This window comes from Neobacillus sp. DFD-2R (genome assembly GCF_057747865.1).
Genome location: NZ_CM173228.1, coordinates 3,424,870 through 3,441,024, shown reverse-complemented (window position 1 = coordinate 3,441,024; position 16,155 = coordinate 3,424,870). Strand labels below are relative to the sequence as shown.

Sequence of the window (16,155 nt, the reverse complement as noted above, 5' to 3'; positions counted from 1 at the left end):
TCATGAAGCGCTCATGAAATCCAAAATCCAAAAGGAAAGACCAAAACGGTCATCATGAAGCGCTCATGGATCCCGAAATCTAATCGAAAAGACAAAAAAGGGCCTCATGAAGCGTTTCATGAGGGATTAGTTGGGATCCTTACTTTAAAAATTTTCATCATATTTATTGAGGATTTAGCGATTTCCTTGGTACTTTTCTTTTCCCTTGTTCTCCTCCTGATAGCCGGTCATTTGTTAAACCGAATACAAAAATAAGAACGAGTGTGGCCGGAATGAGAGCCCATGTAAAGGTATAGCCAATGGAACTCGCAAGGTCATCAATAATTCTATCAAGAATAGGCTTTGGTATATGGGCCCGCGCCTGTTCGGACAACAGTGCACGCGGGTCACTTTGGGGGCCGCCATGAAACATTTGACCGGCACCTTTAAAGGTTTCCTTTAATTTATCGGAAAAAACATTGCGCTGAATGATTCCGTAAATCGTGATCCCGATGGTCATACCAAGCTGGCGAACGAACGAAACAGTTGAATTGGCGGATCCCCGGCGTTCCGGTCCAATGTTGTGAATGGCAGACATATTGAGAACTGAAAATGAGGCGCCGGTACCTAAACCGACAATAATCATATACAACGTAACAGTAGTCCTGGTTGTTTCTGCTGTGATGGTACTTAACAAGTAAATCCCAATCAGGAAAATAACGGCAAACACAAGCATAACCTTTCGGTAGCCCAACTTGGAAGCGCTTATGGCACCCGTCTGCGCCGATACCACGACACCGAGCATCATCGGGAGCAAAATCATTCCCGAGTTAGTTGCCGTTCCGCCCGTAACTCCCTGAATGAAAATCGGAATATAAACGGAACCGACAATAAAGGCAATTCCGTAAAGCAGACCTACTATCGTGCTCGAAGCGAACAAACGGTCTTTAAACATCGGAAACGAAATAACAGGATCCTTTGCTTTTCTTTCCGCAAAAATAAACGCTAAAAATAAGACGGCAAATCCGGCGAACAAACTAAGGATGATCCCGGAATTCCAATTGTATTTATTTCCCCCCAGCTCAAGAGCGAACATCAGGCAGACAACTGCTCCCACCAGTGTTACAGCCCCGAGCCAATCGATTTTCTGCTTCCGATGTTCAAGGGACTCTTTGTAAAAGAGTGCAATGAGAATAAGAGAGATAATCCCTAATGGAAGATTGATATAGAAGATCCAGTGCCAGCTGATATTATCAGTGATGTAGGCGCCGAGCAGCGGTCCGAAGATGCTGGATAACCCGAAAACAGCTCCAAACAATCCGGTCATTTTACCGCGCTTTTCCGGCGAAAAGCTATCAAATATGATGGTGAACGTTATCGGTACGAGTGCGCCACCGCCAATTCCCTGTATCGCCCTATATACACTAAGCTGTTCGATGCTTTGCGCCGTTCCGCATAATATGGAGCCGAACATGAAAAGGATGATGCCAAAAATAAAAAAACGTTTCCGTCCAAACATATCAGAGAGCTTCCCAAAAATAGGCATCCCGGCCATTTCTGCCACCATGTAAGCAGATGTTACCCAAATAAACTTATCAAGTCCGCCAAGATCTCCGATTATCGTCCCCATCGCCGTCGCCACAATCGTATTATCCATTGAAGCCATCAAGATGGAAAGCAGCAATCCTGCAACTACAAATCCTTGTTTTCTTTTTACTTGTTCCATAAACATCCCCTTTTGCCTTTTTTGATGGTAATAATTCCAAGATAAACCATACATATACAAGAAATCAATTGAATAAGACTCTATAAACTGAAATTTACATTAAATAAATAGTACGCTGCTTTACGATCAGGGTTTACCCAGGTAGTGATTTTGAAAATTTCTGAATAATAAGTGGGCACCATTATTTGTAAAAATGAATATGAATATGTCATAAAACCATTTTCTATAAAGGGAAACCAGAGGAGGGACAGCGTTGAAAATCGAATATAACTATACTTTCGGTTTACCAAGGAACATTGTTTGGAGATACATAAAGGATGAAAAGATCCTTAAAAACTCACTCCCCGGTTGCAGGACATTCATTGAAAGTCTAAATGGAATTTACCAAGCCGAAATCGAAATGAGTCTAGGTCCAATAAAAGATTTGATTGTACTTGAAGTGCAACGGGAAATAGAGAAGCCGCCCTCCTATTATCGCTTGGTGATGAAGGGAAAAGGAAAGTTTGGTGAGATGTCCGGTAAAGCAGACCTGTATATAAATGATGTACAGGGAACTTCCGAGGTAAATTTTTTAGGTGAGGTGGAGGTAACCGGTAAAATTGCTTTGGTCGGCAAGCGTTTATTAGAGGGTGGGGCAAACAAAAGTTTGGAGAAATTTTTTGAAACAGTGGAAAAAGAAATGAAAAGAAAAATTTATCAAGTTAAAAAGGGAAAATAATTGACCAATAAATACCGAGGAGGAGCCTTTATTATAGGTTTCCTTCTTTCGGCACAAAAAAGGACAAGGCTTAAGCGCTTTGTCCTTAAACTATTATTTAAATGTCTTTCCAATTCAAACTTTTGATAAATTGTACGAATGCTCTCACGACATTCAATTCCAAAGATTCCTCATGATAATAAATCCACGTTTTTCGTAATATTGGGTTCCCTTGGTCATCAATTAAATCAATTTTATATAAATCCTCAATTCCTGTAAGTGTCCTGCTGGACAAGATACCATAGCCTAAACCATTTTTAACCATTTCCTTACACGTATCAACTTGATCGACTTCTATACTGATAAAAGGTGGTTGTGTATAGTTTTCGGTCCACCAACCATCGATTACAGATTTTAATAAGTAATCCCCTCTATAGTCGATTCTTGGAAGATGAGGAAGATCAGTGATGTCAATTTCTTTTTTGGACGTGACACATATGGTTTCTTCAAATAAGAGATGTTTCAATAATCCCCGCCAACTATAATCTCCCCGAACAAAGCTGATATGAACATCTTTGTTGTGAATAAGCTGCGAAACATCTTTGCTCCATCCTGTGATCACTTTGAATTCGACATGAGGATACTGCATTTTAAATAATTTTAAAATTGGAGCAAGTTTATAATTCGCGAAAAAATTGGATACGCCCAACTTCAATGTACCAACCACTTCATTATCTTTGTTATGACTCATATTGAAAATATTCTCTTTTATTTTTTGATAATGCGCAAGGGCCTCTTCCGCACAATGGACAAGATATTCTCCTTGCGGGGTAAAATGGATTCCCCGGCTTTCACGGGTAACAATTGCTGCACCTAATTCCTCTTGTATATGCTTTATCCGATTGGTTAATGCGGGTTGTGTAATAAACAAAAGCTTAGCTGCTTTTGTTAAATTTTTTTGACTATGAAGGACTTTTAATATTTCCCAATCACGGTAATCCATTATTTTCTCCCTATTTTTTCCATATAAAAATTTCTTATAAGTAAATATAACTTTTTAGCATTTTATTTATTTCAATTATTACATTATCCTTATCCGTAAGCAACCTATAAATTTATAAAAGGTTCTGTTAAACTGCCTGCTGATTTCCGCTCCAATCATCATAGTGAGCAAAATCAACAATGAGCTTATAAAAGAAACACAAGACATAGGATGAAACACAATCATGGAGGTATTGTGAATGGGAAATCAAAATAACCGACAAAAGCCTTGGGAAAATTTCATTGGTCCAAACCTTGGCTATGTGATGGAACAATATGAACGGTACTTGAATGGTATAGATCCAATTGATTTAGAATTAAAAGAGCTTTTTGTAAAATGGGGCTCACCACTTTCGTTCGAAATCAATCACTCGGAAGAAACGAGTGATTCGTCACAAACGGTTCCTATTAATATGCTAAATATGGAAAAAGTCCTTAAAACAGCTGAACTGCTGGGCGACTTGCGCTCATACGGACACTTATCAGCTAAAATCACTCCTTTAGCGGAGAATGAAAAAGATTACGATTTACTAAACTTAGAGAAATATGGATTAAACGAGGATGATTTAAAAGAAATTCCCGCTAAGCTAGTTTGGGAAGGGGCACCAACAGAAATCCAAACTGCATGGGATGCGGTAAATCAATTAAATGCAATGTATACCTCTTCTTTAGCCTATGAATTTGACCATGTTCATCATAATGAGGAACGATCATGGTTACGTCAGATGGTAGAAACGGGTTCTTTACATCGTGTCCTTTCAAAGGAAGAGCGGTCCACTCTTTTAAAAAGGTTGACAGAGGTCGAAGGGTTTGAACAGTTTTTGCATAAAACATTTGTTGGTCAAAAACGGTTCTCCATTGAAGGAGTCGATATGCTTGTCCCAATGCTCGATGAAGCAGTCCGTGAAAGTGCCCGGGACGGTGCACACAATGTAGTGATTGGAATGGCCCATCGAGGGCGCTTAAGTGTGCTGGCACATGTTTTAGAAAAACCATATTACAAGATTTTCTCTGAGTTTCTACACGCTTCTACTAAACAGCCGGGTATACCCCGTGATCAGGTAGATTTAGCTGAAGGCTGGTCAGGAGATGTGAAATATCACTTAGGCTACGATCGGTTCATGGAAACCTCCGGGAAACATCGTACACGTATAACCCTGGCAAATAACCCAAGCCATCTTGAATTTGTGGACCCGGTAGTTGAAGGATTTACAAGAGCCGCTCAGGAAAATCGAAATAAACCCGGTTTCCCTGAAAGAGATGCTTCGAAAGCGTTTGCGATTTTAATCCATGGTGATGCTGCATTTCCCGGCCAAGGCATTGTCTCCGAAACCTTGAATTTAGGGGGATTAAAAGGATACCAAACAGGGGGAACGATTCATATTATTACAAATAATATGGTCGGTTTTACAACGGACAGTCATGATTCCCGTTCCACGAGATATGCGAGTGACTTGGCGAAAGGATACGAAATACCGATTATTCACGTGAATGCAGACGATCCGGAAGCCTGCCTGGCAGCTGTTAACCTTGCTTACCAATACCGGGTTCGTTTCCAAAAGGATTTTTTAATTGACTTAGTCGGTTACAGACGCTTTGGACATAATGAAATGGATGATCCTGCGGTAACTCAGCCAAAAATGTATAAAAAGGTGGCACAGCATCCAACTGTGAGAGCTCTGTATGCGGATCATTTACAAGTGAGAGGTATTCTTAGTCAAGAAGAAATCGAACAAATCTCTGATAGTGTCCAAATGACATTACAATCCGAGTATGACAGTGTATCCAATAAGAAGGATGCTCCGGCCCATGAGGTAGAAGTACCGGAAGTTATTGCCAAAGGTATTCCGACTATAGACACAAGCGTAGCACTAGATACACTTCGTGAAATAAACGACGAATTACTTAAATGGCCGGAAGGTTTTCATGTCTATCCAAAATTAAAGCGCATTCTTGAACGCCGGAAAAATGCATTGGATGAAAACGGAAAAGTAGAATGGGCGTTAGCTGAAAGTTTAGCCTTCGCCACGCTGTTAAAAGAAGGCACACCGATTCGGCTTACAGGCCAAGATTCGGAGCGTGGAACGTTTGCGCATCGTCACATTGTTCTTCATGATGCGGAAACGAATGATACCTTTTCACCTTTGCAATCGCTTCCACAAGCCCGTGCTTCGTTTGCGGTTCATAATAGCCCGCTTTCAGAAGCAGCGGTAGTCGGTTTTGAATACGGCTATAATGTCTTTGCTCCTGAATCACTTGTGATATGGGAAGCGCAATACGGTGACTTTGCCAATACCGCTCAAGCGCTTTTTGATCAATTTGTTTCAGCCGGAAGAGCTAAATGGGGGCAAAAGTCCGGGCTTGTACTCCTATTGCCTCACGGCTATGAAGGACAAGGTCCTGAGCACTCAAGTGCCCGACCTGAACGCTTTTTACAATTGGCAGCAGAAAACAATTGGACGGTGGCAAACTTAACAAGTGCAGCCCAATATTTTCATATATTACGCCGTCAAGCTGCCGCTCTGGGAACAGAGTTTATACGGCCTTTAGTCATTATGACGCCAAAAAGTCTGTTACGTCATCCGTTGACCGCTTCTAATAGCCAAGATTTAAGCGAGGGTCATTTCCATACAGTTGTGGAACAGCCAATGGTCAGAAAAGCAGCAGACAAAGTGAAGCGTTTAGTCTTAACCACAGGTAAAATGGCAATTGATATTGCAACAGAAATTGAATCAAGAAAAGAACATCAAAACTTAGATGAGATACATGTTATTCGCATTGAACAATTGTATCCATTCCCGAAGGAAAAAGTAGAAGTGATTGTTCAGCGATATCCGAACTTAGAAGAGATTGTTTGGGTACAAGAAGAACCGAAGAATATGGGAGCATGGCATTTTGTCTTGCCTATCCTTTCTGAACTCACAGCCGGAAGTCTAAAAGTCTCCTATATTGGGCGTCCGGATCGTTCCAGTCCCGCAGGCGGTGAACCTGCTGTTCATAAGAAAGAACAGGAACTAATTGTTCAACAAGCGTTGAATTTTAATCAATTACTAGATAAAGAAAAATATGAGAAAGTTTTAGTGCATAACTAATAAAAGTGCAAGCGCCCGGTTAGCGCTGGGCGCTTAAACTGGACAATTCTCAAAGTCAAAATCATACCGTTAAGACAAAAACTATTTAATAGAAAGTTTTAATAGATTAGGGAGGATATCAATCATGATTGAACTTAAAGTACCGGAACTGGCAGAATCAATTTCAGAAGGAACTGTTTTACAATGGCTCGTAAATATTGGTGATAAAGTAAACAAAGGTGAAGGCGTAGTTGAACTAGAAACAGATAAGGTTAACTTAGAGGTTGGTGCTGAATACACAGGTGTGTTAACAAAGGTTTTAAAAGAACCGGGTGATACGGTCGAAGTAGGTGAAGTAATCGCTATACTGGAAGAAAATGAGACAGCGGCTACAGCCACAGCTGTTTCAACAGAAGTTCCCGAAAGAAAGGCAGAAGAAACGTCTAATGAACTAAACATCCAATCAGCATCAGAGCTTCCAAAAGCCGAACGTCCGATTGCCTCTCCTGCAGCAAGAAAACTAGCAAGAGAACTGGGAATCGATTTACAACAAGTAGGCAGCAGCGATCCGCTTGGTAGAATTAGACCACATGATGTAATAGCACACACTCAGGCACCTGCGAAAAAGGAAGAGCCAAAAATTGAAAAGGCGGTTTCAAGTACGGCTTCAGCTCAAGTTCAATCAGAGTTCGACAAGCCTGTAGAACGCGTAAAATTGTCCAGACGCCGTCAAACCATTGCAAAACGCCTTGTGGAAGTCCAGCAAACAGCGGCTATGTTAACGACGTTTAATGAGGTTGATATGTCAGCTGTTATGAACTTACGGAAAAAACGGAAAGATGCGTTTTTTGAAAAACATGAGGTTCGTCTTGGGTTTATGTCCTTCTTTACAAAAGCAGTGGTAGCAGCTTTAAAACAATTCCCGCTGTTAAATGCGGAAATTCAAAATGATGAAGTGCTTGTTAAAAAGTTTTATGATATCGGAATCGCGGTTGCGGCTCCAGGCGGGTTAGTTGTACCGGTTGTGCGCGATGCGAATCAGAAGAGTTTTGCTGAAATTGAAGGGGAAATAAGCGACCTAGGCAAAAAAGCACGTGACAATGCCCTTACGCTAAATGAACTTCAAGGTGGAACATTTACAATTACAAACGGCGGTGTCTTTGGTTCTCTTATGTCAACGCCAATCCTGAATGGTCCTCAAGTTGGTATACTTGGTATGCATAAAATTCAAACAAGACCAATAGCCATTGATCAAGAACGAATGGAAAACCGTCCAATGATGTATATCGCTTTGTCTTATGACCATCGAATCGTTGATGGAAAAGAGGCAGTAAGCTTTCTGGCTACAGTAAAAGAACTTCTAGAAGACCCTGAAACCTTATTATTGGAAGGCTAATTAGCATTACCCGGATGGAAATAAAAATAGAACGGATTCATTTGTTTTGAGGAGATGTTTTTATGGAGGCAAAATTTTGCAAAGAATCACGCGTAGTACGAACAAGTCGTGTATTCCCGAACGATGTTAATAATCATAATACGTTATTTGGCGGCCGGTTAATGGATCATCTGGATCAAGTTGCTTCAACTTCTGCTGCACGCCATAGCCGGAGTGAATGTGTAACAGCTTCAACTGATTCTGTTGACTTTTTACATCCTATTCGAACAACTGATTCCGTCCATTTTGATTCCTATGTAACATGGACAGGTACGTCATCAATGGAAGTGTTCGTAAAGATTATTGCTGAAAATTTAAAAAGCGGTGAACGTAAGGTGGCAGCAACTGCTCTATTAACATTTGTCGCACTTGATGAAAATAAACGCCCGGCGCGTGTTCCACAAGTCATTCCGGAAACAGCGGAAGAGAAAAAATTACATGAAACAGCACCTGACCGAGCAAAAATGCGTAAAGAAAGAAAACAAAAAAGTAAAGAACTGGCAGAGTTTTTAACAACGAATTATCCATGGGACGAAAATGCTTTAAAGGAATTCGTTTAGCGGACTGTCCGCAATGAAACTTTCTGATAGGAATTTAATCAGAGTTGAGCAAAATACTATTTAAAAACACATGGTGCTTTTGACTTACCTGGCGAAATGTGAATTATAGATAGCAAAAAATAGGCTGCCTTCATTCCAAATCATTTTGGAGTGATGCAGCCTATTTTTTCTTGTATTCCTTAAGGAATACAAAAAGCAATTTTAATCGAATTAGATAAGTACTTCTGTTTTGTCAGCTGCAAGAATACTTTCCAGCGCCTTTTTTTCTGCATCATTTATTGGAACCAATGGTAAGCGGACACCGCCAACATTGATTCCGGTCATATTTAATGCTGCTTTTACAGGTGTTGGATTTGGTGCGGAAAATAATGCTTTCATTATTGGAAGCAGTCTGCGATGCGCTGAAGCAGCATCCTGGAGATTGCCGTTTTTAAAATTACTAATCATTTCTTGCATTTCATTCCCAATGATATGGGAAGCAACGGAAATAATTCCGGTTCCGCCGATCGCTAATACCGGTAAAGTTAAACCATCATCACCACTGTACAATGTAAAGTCATTTGGGGTTTGGCTAATGATGTCTGACATGGCATCCAAGTTACCGCTTGCTTCTTTTATGGAAACAATATTGTCAATCTTCGAAAGACGGACAATGGTCTCTACAGACATGTTAACAACGCTTCGTCCCGGGATATTGTAAAGCATAACCGGTAATCGTGTTGATTCGGCAATCGCTTTAAAATGTTGATATAATCCTTCTTGAGACGGTTTGTTGTAGTATGGAACGACGAGCATAATCCCATCCACTCCTGCTTCCTCAGCAAGACTTGTTAAGCTGATGGAGGCTTTCGTGTTATTTGATCCAGTCCCGGCAATAACCGGAATTCTACCATCGACAACCTCTACAACAAATTTAAACAACGCTACTTTTTCTTCTGTTGTTAAGGTAGGGGACTCGCCGGTGGTACCGGCAATAACTAATCCATCCGTTCCATTAGCAATTAAATAATTGACTAAAGCTCTCGTCGCGTTAAAATCAACCTCGCCATTTTGATCAAATGGCGTAACCATTGCAGTTAAAATCTGGCCAAAATTCATAATTTCTCACCCTTTTAATAGATTTTTAAAATTAGAGGTGGTGGTTAAGGCCGTTCAAAATCAACGCAAAAAAGCAACAACGAGGGTTCGCTGTTGCAGTAGAAACATTCAATAAAAACAAGTTCCCATGCGTGAGATAGCCCTCCATATAGTTTCCTATATGACAGTTCAGTATTTCTTCAATAGCTGAACCAGCTTCAAGAATAATGAGAATCTTTTAGCTTCGGCAAATTCCCCTTTCCACAATCGTCAATGGATCTCATTATCCTCACATTGCGTACTAATGGTCTTTGCGCCTCTATCCTCACTTCAAAAGGTTTGAAGTAAGAAAAATATTTAATTGTATGTAATATAACAGGAAATTCCTTTTAATACAAGGGTATTTGGATATCTTTTATCTAACTTTATTTTTTGGGTTTTTATATAATGAAGAAATTAGTCACTCGTGTAAAATAAAATAGAGGTGGGAAAAGAATGATAGTAAATAATATCCTAGTGGTTAGCCCAATGTACAAAGAACTAAAGACTTTAATAGAAAAGGAAGACTTCCGTCAAAATTTTCGCTATAAGCCTGAGGATGGGCTTACCCAGGCTGATTTAGGGTGGGCCGACGCTTTAGTTTCTTTCAATTTAAAATCTAATTATGATTATAGTCATGTAAAATGGGTACACTCCCTGGGTGCGGGCGTTGACCGTTTTTTATTTAAAAAAGACTGGAAGGAAGCTGTTTTACTAACAAGAACCATTTGTTCCTTTGGACAAAGAATTGCAGAGTATTGTTTAAGCTACATCCTGAAAGATTTACAGTTTCACGACCAATTTCATGAAATAAAGCGCCAAAATAAATGGCAGCCCATAACTCCGAAGTTATTGAATGAACAAAAGGTCATGATCTATGGAACCGGTGAGATTGGACAAAAAACGGCTAAGATTTTGGCTGGACTTGGAGTAGAAGTATACGGTGTATCTTTAAGCGGGAAGGAAAAAGATTATTTTCACGAGGTTATGCCGGCTTGTTCCCATTTTTCACGATTAAGTGAAATGAATTACATCATTAATACCTTGCCATTAACCGAACAAACAGCAAATTTATTCGATGAGAATCTCTTTTCACATTTATCAAATGCAGGACTTATTAATGTGGGAAGGGGTGCATCCCTTGATGAGGAAGCCTTACTAAATGCTTTAAATGATAATCATGTCAGATTTGCCGTTCTCGATGTATTTTCACAAGAGCCGCTTCCCGAGAATCATCCATTTTGGAATCATCCAAATATACATATCACCCCACATATTTCTGCTGTAACAACACCTAATGAGGGTGCTGCATGTTTTATCGAAACACTGAAAAACATTGAAGAAAATAAGCCCCTTCATAATAAGGTGGATACAAAAAAAGGCTATTAAATTGTTTTTTGTAAAAATGAAGAAGAGAGTACTCATTCGTTGGTGAGTGCTCTTTTTGGATTTTCAAAACGAATTTAATAAAGTTTATTTATCAGAAACCATGTTTGTCTTCCTAACAAGATGATTGAATGGAAAGGGTATTCTTGCCATAATCAAAAAACATACTAATATATTCGATTGGAGGTACTGATTTTCAAAAGCCAATCATACACTTTATACACTTATTAATGAGAGGAGGAAATACGTTGATTAGCAGCAAATGGGAGGTAGCGGATTTTCTTACAAACTTCGAGACATTTGCCTATTGGAATGGAGAAAAATTTTATCTTACCCTGGAAACTGAAAATCCAAAGGGGACACTAACGATTATGAAGTCGCAAGACGGAAATTTTTTTTACCATCGAAAAAATGAACTTTATTGGGATCTGAAAGAAATTATTGTTGATACTGACATTTTGTCAGATATCATCTGGGTATTCAGGACGGCTATTTCTAAATCGATTAAAGAAATCGTTGTTTAATTTTACTTTCCTGCAAAAAAGTCTGTTAACCTACAATGTTACTTCAGTTATTTTTCATTTAAAGCTTACTTTCCCCATATCAAATAAAATTCCATTGCCGCATTTTTAAATAAATGCTCGTTCGTTTTGTACGTTTTTCAACCCATTGGCAGAAATCCTGTAATATGGTGCTCGTATCGGTTAAGCAAATTCTTAAAAAGCTATTCGGTGTATAGGCTCCTTTTGCGACGAAAACGCTAGGAGCTTTTTATTTTTTGGCTATGTTAAAGGTTATTTTTGATTTAGCTCACTATGTTGATTGGAGCGGAAATCAAAAGGCAAATTTAACAGAGCCTATTTTTTTTAAACAACAAAAACCCATATTTTGGTTGTATAATTTGATTAGAAAATAAAGAATAGTTTTACAAAATAATTATAAATCGGAGGTAGTTATGCTAAATGAGGAACTGAAACAATTAATAAAAAATGCAGACAATGCAATAAATCGTGAAGATTTTGATAAATTAATGGATTTCTATTCAGAGGATGCTGTCCTTGTTGTAAAACCGGGACTGTTAGCTAAAGGAAAAGAAGAAATCCGCCGGGCATTTGAGGCTATTGCTGATTATTTTAATCATAGTTTACTGGTTAATCAGGAGAAGATGGCATTTATTGAAGCGGGTGATACAGTATTAGTTATAGCAAATGCAATACTTAGTGCCAATCAAAAGACTGATTCGGAATTTTCTATGGAAAGAATTGCAACTTATGTCTTCAAAAAAGATTCTAAGGGAACTTGGCGTTGTATAATTGACAATTCTTATGGGGCGGAATTACTTGAATAATCCGGTTCCCGCCTTAAAAAATTGCCCGAAATTAGAACAATATTTACTTCAACCATATAGAGTCTTGTTTAGAAGGGAGAAAAGTTTAACAATAAAAAGCAAAATTTCGGTTGACTAGGAAGGGAAATCACCCTATAATAAGTGAAAATTCTTAAAATACGTTAGACACAATGATTGGGAGTATTAAGGAACATTTATTGTTTTAGAGAGCTGTCGGTTGGTGAAAGACAGACAATAAATCCCCCAACTCGCCCAGGAGTGGTAAGACTGATAATGTAGGTCTTAACGGTTGACTTCCGTAATCAAGTCCTTAAGCGGGTTTGTTTCGTAGAACAAACAAATCAAAAAGAGTGGTACCACGTAGGCAAAGCCTGTCGTCTCTTATGAGATGACGGGCTTTTTTTATTTTATTAAACGTTATTTCCAATGAAAGGTGGAGGTCAGAGTGAAAAATATCGAAAAATATTCAAGAAGTTATTTTATGCCCCCTGTCAAAAGTATGAAATGGATGGAGAAGGAGTATATTACGGAAGCTCCTTTATGGTGCAGTGTCGATCTTCGGGATGGAAATCAAGCTTTGGTTGTTCCACTAACTTTGGAGGAAAAGCTTGAATATTTTCAGCTGCTTGTCAAAATTGGTTTTAAGGAAATTGAAGTAGGTTTTCCTGCCGCTTCGGATACAGAATATACGTTTTTGCGTACATTGATTGAACAGGATTTGATACCGGATGATGTGATGATTCAGGTGTTGACCCAGTCAAGAGAACATATTATTGAAAAAACATTTGAATCCCTTAAAGGTGTAAACAAAGCAGTAGTGCACTTATATAATTCAACATCCTTGGCACAGCGTGAGCAGGTATTTAAGAAATCGAAAGAAGAGATTATCGATATTGCGGTAAGCGGCGCAAAACTGCTTCAAAAATATGCAGCTGAAACAGAAGGGAATTTTATTTTTCAGTACTCGCCGGAAAGTTTTACAGGTACAGAAATTGATTTTGCACTTGAAATATGCAACAGGGTGATCGATGTTTGGAAGCCGAGCGTTGATAATAAGGTGATTATTAATCTGCCGGCAACGGTCTCTCTATCAATGCCGCACGTATATGCCAGCCAAATTGAATACATGAGCGATCATCTAAACGATCGGGAGAATGTGATTTTATCGATACACCCTCATAATGACAGAGGAACCGGTGTGGCAGATGCAGAGCTGGCAATGTTGGCTGGAGGGCAAAGAATTGAGGGAACATTATTTGGAAATGGCGAAAGAACAGGTAACGTGGATATTGTTACACTTGCTCTAAATATGTATACTCACGGAGTAAATCCTCAGCTTAATTTTGAAAATATTCCTGAAATATTGGCAATGTATGAACGCCTGACAAACATGAAGGTTCATGAAAGACATCCCTACGTAGGTAAATTGGTTTATACAGCATTTTCAGGTTCACATCAAGATGCGATTACGAAGGGCTTCAAATGGCGTGAGGAAAGAGAAAATGAGCACTGGAAGGTACCTTATTTGGTCATTGATCCTAAAGATATTGGCAGAGAATATGAAGGGGACATTATTCGTATTAATAGCCAATCAGGTAAGGGAGGAATCGGTTATCTGCTTGAACAGCAATATAGCCTTGATCTGCCGCCAAAAATGCGTGAAAGCTTCGGATACAATGTGAAAAATGTATCGGATCAGCTAAATAAAGAGCTTATGCCTCAAGAAATATATGAGATATTTATTAATGGATATGTAAATATTAAAAATCCTATTGAATTTATCGACTATAAATTTACCAAGCATGATGACTTCCAAACGGTCCTAACGATTCAGATCAATAATGACGTTCAAGAAATTACAGGTGCAGGAAACGGAAGACTTGACGCCATCAGTAATGCTCTTCAAACAAAACTAGATATCCGTTATACAGATTTGGTTTATAAGGAGCACGCACTGGAAATAGGGTCAAGATCGAACGCGGTCTCTTATATTGGCGTAACCGATAGCAATGGTACGGTACATTGGGGCTGCGGAATTGACGCGGATATTATGAATTCATCTGTAAAAGCGCTATTTAGTGCAGTTAATAATATGGTGACAACTATCGGGCATCCCATTCAAATCGACTCATCCTTAACAGTCAAATAATGAACGGATTAAATGTTAATTACAACCTAAGTTTCATTTTTTAAATCATTTTGCGATGAATAAATTAAATGAAGACGATCATATTTTGATCGTCTTTATTTTTGCTTCATAATTTACCTAATTTATGCCTTTAAGGACAGTTGATTTTTCCGGTAAAGCTCTTCTACAAAGGCACGTGTTTTTTCAAATGCCTCTTGCGGACCATCTGCCACTTCGGCAATATATGCTTCATCCGGTAATTGATCATCTACACCGGGTATTTTAATACGGTCGCCATAGCAATTAATCGCACCATGCTCACACATATTGTCGATACATTTAAAAAAAGGCTCCCAATATTCAGGATGGACAAAGATGGCCTTGGTCCGATGTCTACGCAAGTGGTTGGTTTGAATTTTCGAAAGGGTTTCGTAAACTTCCCAGGCTGTACCAAATCCTCCCGGCCAGAACAGGATGACATGAGAATAATTAATGAGAACCCCCTCCCGGATCGAGAAATTATTCATCCGTAACCGCTGATTTGAGTAGGTAGAGTAAGTGTCCTTCAGATTGAAAAAATTATCGACGCCAAATTGACAGTCAATCCCAATTACATGGGCATGCCGGCTTCTTGCCCCTTGTGCCGCTGCCCGCATGATCCCGGGACCTCCACCGGTGCAAAGAGGTACATAACAGCCACCTAGTGCCTTTTCCTGTTCATTTGCAGAATAATGTCCCCACAACTCCCCGAACTTTAAGGCTGAATCCCAATACTTTGCACTTTTTTCGATGATTTTTTTTTGGCGATCCATCTTGATCTTTATCATTTCCAATTTGTCCTGAAGCAAATTCCTGCAGAAGGGGTCCTTTTCTTTCTCAATATCGGCCTTCATTTTCTTTGCTTGGGTATCCAGAATCTCTACCTTTTCCTCTGCGATTTCTTTGCACGAAATCGTGCCCGAACCCATCAGGGAAATAACTCCATACTTTGCTTCATAACTAAATAAAAGCTCTGCCGCATAGATATCTGCCACGCTTTCTTCCGTACCGAGAGCCCTGTCATTGGGTACGAAACAAACTTTAGTCCCTACGACATGAAAGGAAGCCATACACGTTTCATTCGCGTAATCCTTCCAGCTGATTATAAAGCCGTCTTTGTCTACGTTATAGGTATCTACATGACCGTTTTGGTTGATGTTACTGATGGAAAGACTATAGTTTTTTGTTTTGGATGGTTGCCGCGGATCAAACGTAATCGGTTCCTCAAATGTAATCTTGGCCAAATGATCCTCCGTTTTTTCGATCCACCAACCCGTACCCGAACCGGCCCATTTGTTTGTTGCCGGTTCATAAAAAATAGTACCATACAGTTCAATTTGCATCATCTGGAACAACCCTTCTTTTCTCGTGTTACTTTCTATTCGAAGTCAACGCATTTGCAGGCTAATTCGGAATATGTCCATTATTTACCTTTTGTTAGTTTGATTTACCTTTTTAATTTTATTCACTACAATTTTTTCAAACATACGGCCGTTAGGTTTGGGGTTGGAAATATTTTCTATCATTTGTGGTATTATGAGCCATCGGACGATAATGGTTAAAGGCCATCAAACCCCAAAAACCAACAACCCAATGGCATTCACCATTGGGTTGTTCACATATAGGAGC

General features: G+C 39.3%; 12 protein-coding genes, 1 riboswitch and 1 other annotated feature. Of the genes, 8 read left to right on the top strand and 4 right to left on the bottom strand.

Going from position 1 to position 16,155, the window contains the following annotated elements; all coding sequences use genetic code 11:
• Window positions 1-163: 163 nt before the first annotated feature.
• Entirely contained in the window at window positions 164-1,705 is a 1,542-nt protein-coding gene (locus AC3ANV_RS17235) for an MDR family MFS transporter (protein ID WP_488309915.1), read from the bottom strand.
• Between the two features lie 253 nt (window positions 1,706-1,958).
• Here AC3ANV_RS17235 and AC3ANV_RS17230 point away from each other — a divergent pair, with 253 nt between their 5' ends.
• Entirely contained in the window at window positions 1,959-2,423 is a 465-nt protein-coding gene (locus tag AC3ANV_RS17230) for an SRPBCC family protein (protein ID WP_488309914.1), read from the top strand.
• 97 nt (window positions 2,424-2,520) lie between these two features.
• On the opposite strand, the gene AC3ANV_RS17225 is transcribed toward AC3ANV_RS17230, so the two are convergent.
• Entirely contained in the window at window positions 2,521-3,405 is an 885-nt protein-coding gene (locus AC3ANV_RS17225; RefSeq protein WP_488309913.1) for a LysR family transcriptional regulator, read from the bottom strand.
• Window positions 3,406-3,643: 238 nt separating this feature from the next.
• Here AC3ANV_RS17225 and AC3ANV_RS17220 point away from each other — a divergent pair, with 238 nt between their 5' ends.
• From AC3ANV_RS17220 to AC3ANV_RS17210, 3 genes are all read left to right on the top strand, one after another.
• A complete protein-coding gene (locus AC3ANV_RS17220; protein WP_488309912.1) occupies window positions 3,644-6,535 on the top strand; it encodes a 2-oxoglutarate dehydrogenase E1 component in 2,892 nt (963 codons plus the stop codon).
• Window positions 6,536-6,659: 124 nt separating this feature from the next.
• Complete coding sequence (gene odhB, locus AC3ANV_RS17215) at window positions 6,660-7,910, top strand: 2-oxoglutarate dehydrogenase complex dihydrolipoyllysine-residue succinyltransferase (RefSeq protein WP_488309911.1); 1,251 nt, start codon at window positions 6,660-6,662, stop codon at window positions 7,908-7,910.
• 62 nt (window positions 7,911-7,972) lie between these two features.
• A complete protein-coding gene (locus AC3ANV_RS17210; protein WP_488309910.1) occupies window positions 7,973-8,509 on the top strand; it encodes an acyl-CoA thioesterase in 537 nt (178 codons plus the stop codon).
• A gap of 210 nt (window positions 8,510-8,719) precedes the next feature.
• On the opposite strand, the gene dapA is transcribed toward AC3ANV_RS17210, so the two are convergent.
• Window positions 8,720-9,607 (bottom strand): 4-hydroxy-tetrahydrodipicolinate synthase, encoded by an 888-nt coding sequence (dapA, locus tag AC3ANV_RS17205; RefSeq protein ID WP_488309909.1) that lies wholly within the window; start codon window positions 9,605-9,607, stop codon window positions 8,720-8,722.
• A 129-nt stretch (window positions 9,608-9,736) separates the two neighbouring features.
• A riboswitch (Lysine riboswitch) is annotated at window positions 9,737-9,916 on the bottom strand.
• Between the two features lie 165 nt (window positions 9,917-10,081).
• Between dapA and AC3ANV_RS17200 the strand changes: the two genes are divergently transcribed.
• The 4 genes from AC3ANV_RS17200 (at window position 10,082) to AC3ANV_RS17185 (ending at window position 14,508) form a co-directional block, all read left to right on the top strand.
• Window positions 10,082-11,014, top strand: a complete 933-nt coding sequence (locus tag AC3ANV_RS17200; RefSeq protein ID WP_488309908.1) for a D-2-hydroxyacid dehydrogenase — start codon at window positions 10,082-10,084, stop codon at window positions 11,012-11,014.
• 245 nt (window positions 11,015-11,259) lie between these two features.
• Complete coding sequence (locus AC3ANV_RS17195) at window positions 11,260-11,535, top strand: hypothetical protein (RefSeq protein WP_488309907.1); 276 nt, start codon at window positions 11,260-11,262, stop codon at window positions 11,533-11,535.
• A 431-nt stretch (window positions 11,536-11,966) separates the two neighbouring features.
• Window positions 11,967-12,359 carry a YybH family protein gene (locus tag AC3ANV_RS17190; RefSeq protein WP_488309906.1) on the top strand — a complete coding sequence of 131 codons (393 nt, stop codon included), beginning with the start codon at window positions 11,967-11,969 and terminating at the stop codon, window positions 12,357-12,359.
• A 161-nt stretch (window positions 12,360-12,520) separates the two neighbouring features.
• Window positions 12,521-12,744 (top strand) — a binding site (T-box leader).
• A gap of 60 nt (window positions 12,745-12,804) precedes the next feature.
• The gene (locus AC3ANV_RS17185) at window positions 12,805-14,508 is read left to right on the top strand and encodes a 2-isopropylmalate synthase (protein WP_488309905.1); all 1,704 of its coding nucleotides are present in this window, start codon (window positions 12,805-12,807) and stop codon (window positions 14,506-14,508) included.
• A gap of 122 nt (window positions 14,509-14,630) precedes the next feature.
• Here the strand turns inward: AC3ANV_RS17185 and AC3ANV_RS17180 are convergent, their stop codons facing one another.
• Entirely contained in the window at window positions 14,631-15,872 is a 1,242-nt protein-coding gene (locus AC3ANV_RS17180) for an LOG family protein (RefSeq protein WP_488309904.1), read from the bottom strand.
• Window positions 15,873-16,155 lie beyond the last annotated feature (283 nt).

Excerpts from the sequence above, each read along its gene's own strand:
- AC3ANV_RS17190 (WP_488309906.1), top strand. The coding sequence starts at position 11,967 with ATGCTAAATGAGGAACTGAAACAATTAATAAAAAATGCAGACAATGCA.
- AC3ANV_RS17235 (WP_488309915.1), bottom strand. The coding sequence starts at position 1,705 with ATGGAACAAGTAAAAAGAAAACAAGGATTTGTAGTTGCAGGATTGCTG.
- dapA (WP_488309909.1), bottom strand. The coding sequence starts at position 9,607 with ATGAATTTTGGCCAGATTTTAACTGCAATGGTTACGCCATTTGATCAA.
- AC3ANV_RS17220 (WP_488309912.1), top strand. The coding sequence starts at position 3,644 with ATGGGAAATCAAAATAACCGACAAAAGCCTTGGGAAAATTTCATTGGT.
- AC3ANV_RS17180 (WP_488309904.1), bottom strand. The coding sequence starts at position 15,872 with ATGATGCAAATTGAACTGTATGGTACTATTTTTTATGAACCGGCAACA.
- AC3ANV_RS17200 (WP_488309908.1), top strand. The coding sequence starts at position 10,082 with ATGATAGTAAATAATATCCTAGTGGTTAGCCCAATGTACAAAGAACTA.
- odhB (WP_488309911.1), top strand. The coding sequence starts at position 6,660 with ATGATTGAACTTAAAGTACCGGAACTGGCAGAATCAATTTCAGAAGGA.
- AC3ANV_RS17225 (WP_488309913.1), bottom strand. The coding sequence starts at position 3,405 with ATGGATTACCGTGATTGGGAAATATTAAAAGTCCTTCATAGTCAAAAA.
- AC3ANV_RS17210 (WP_488309910.1), top strand. The coding sequence starts at position 7,973 with ATGGAGGCAAAATTTTGCAAAGAATCACGCGTAGTACGAACAAGTCGT.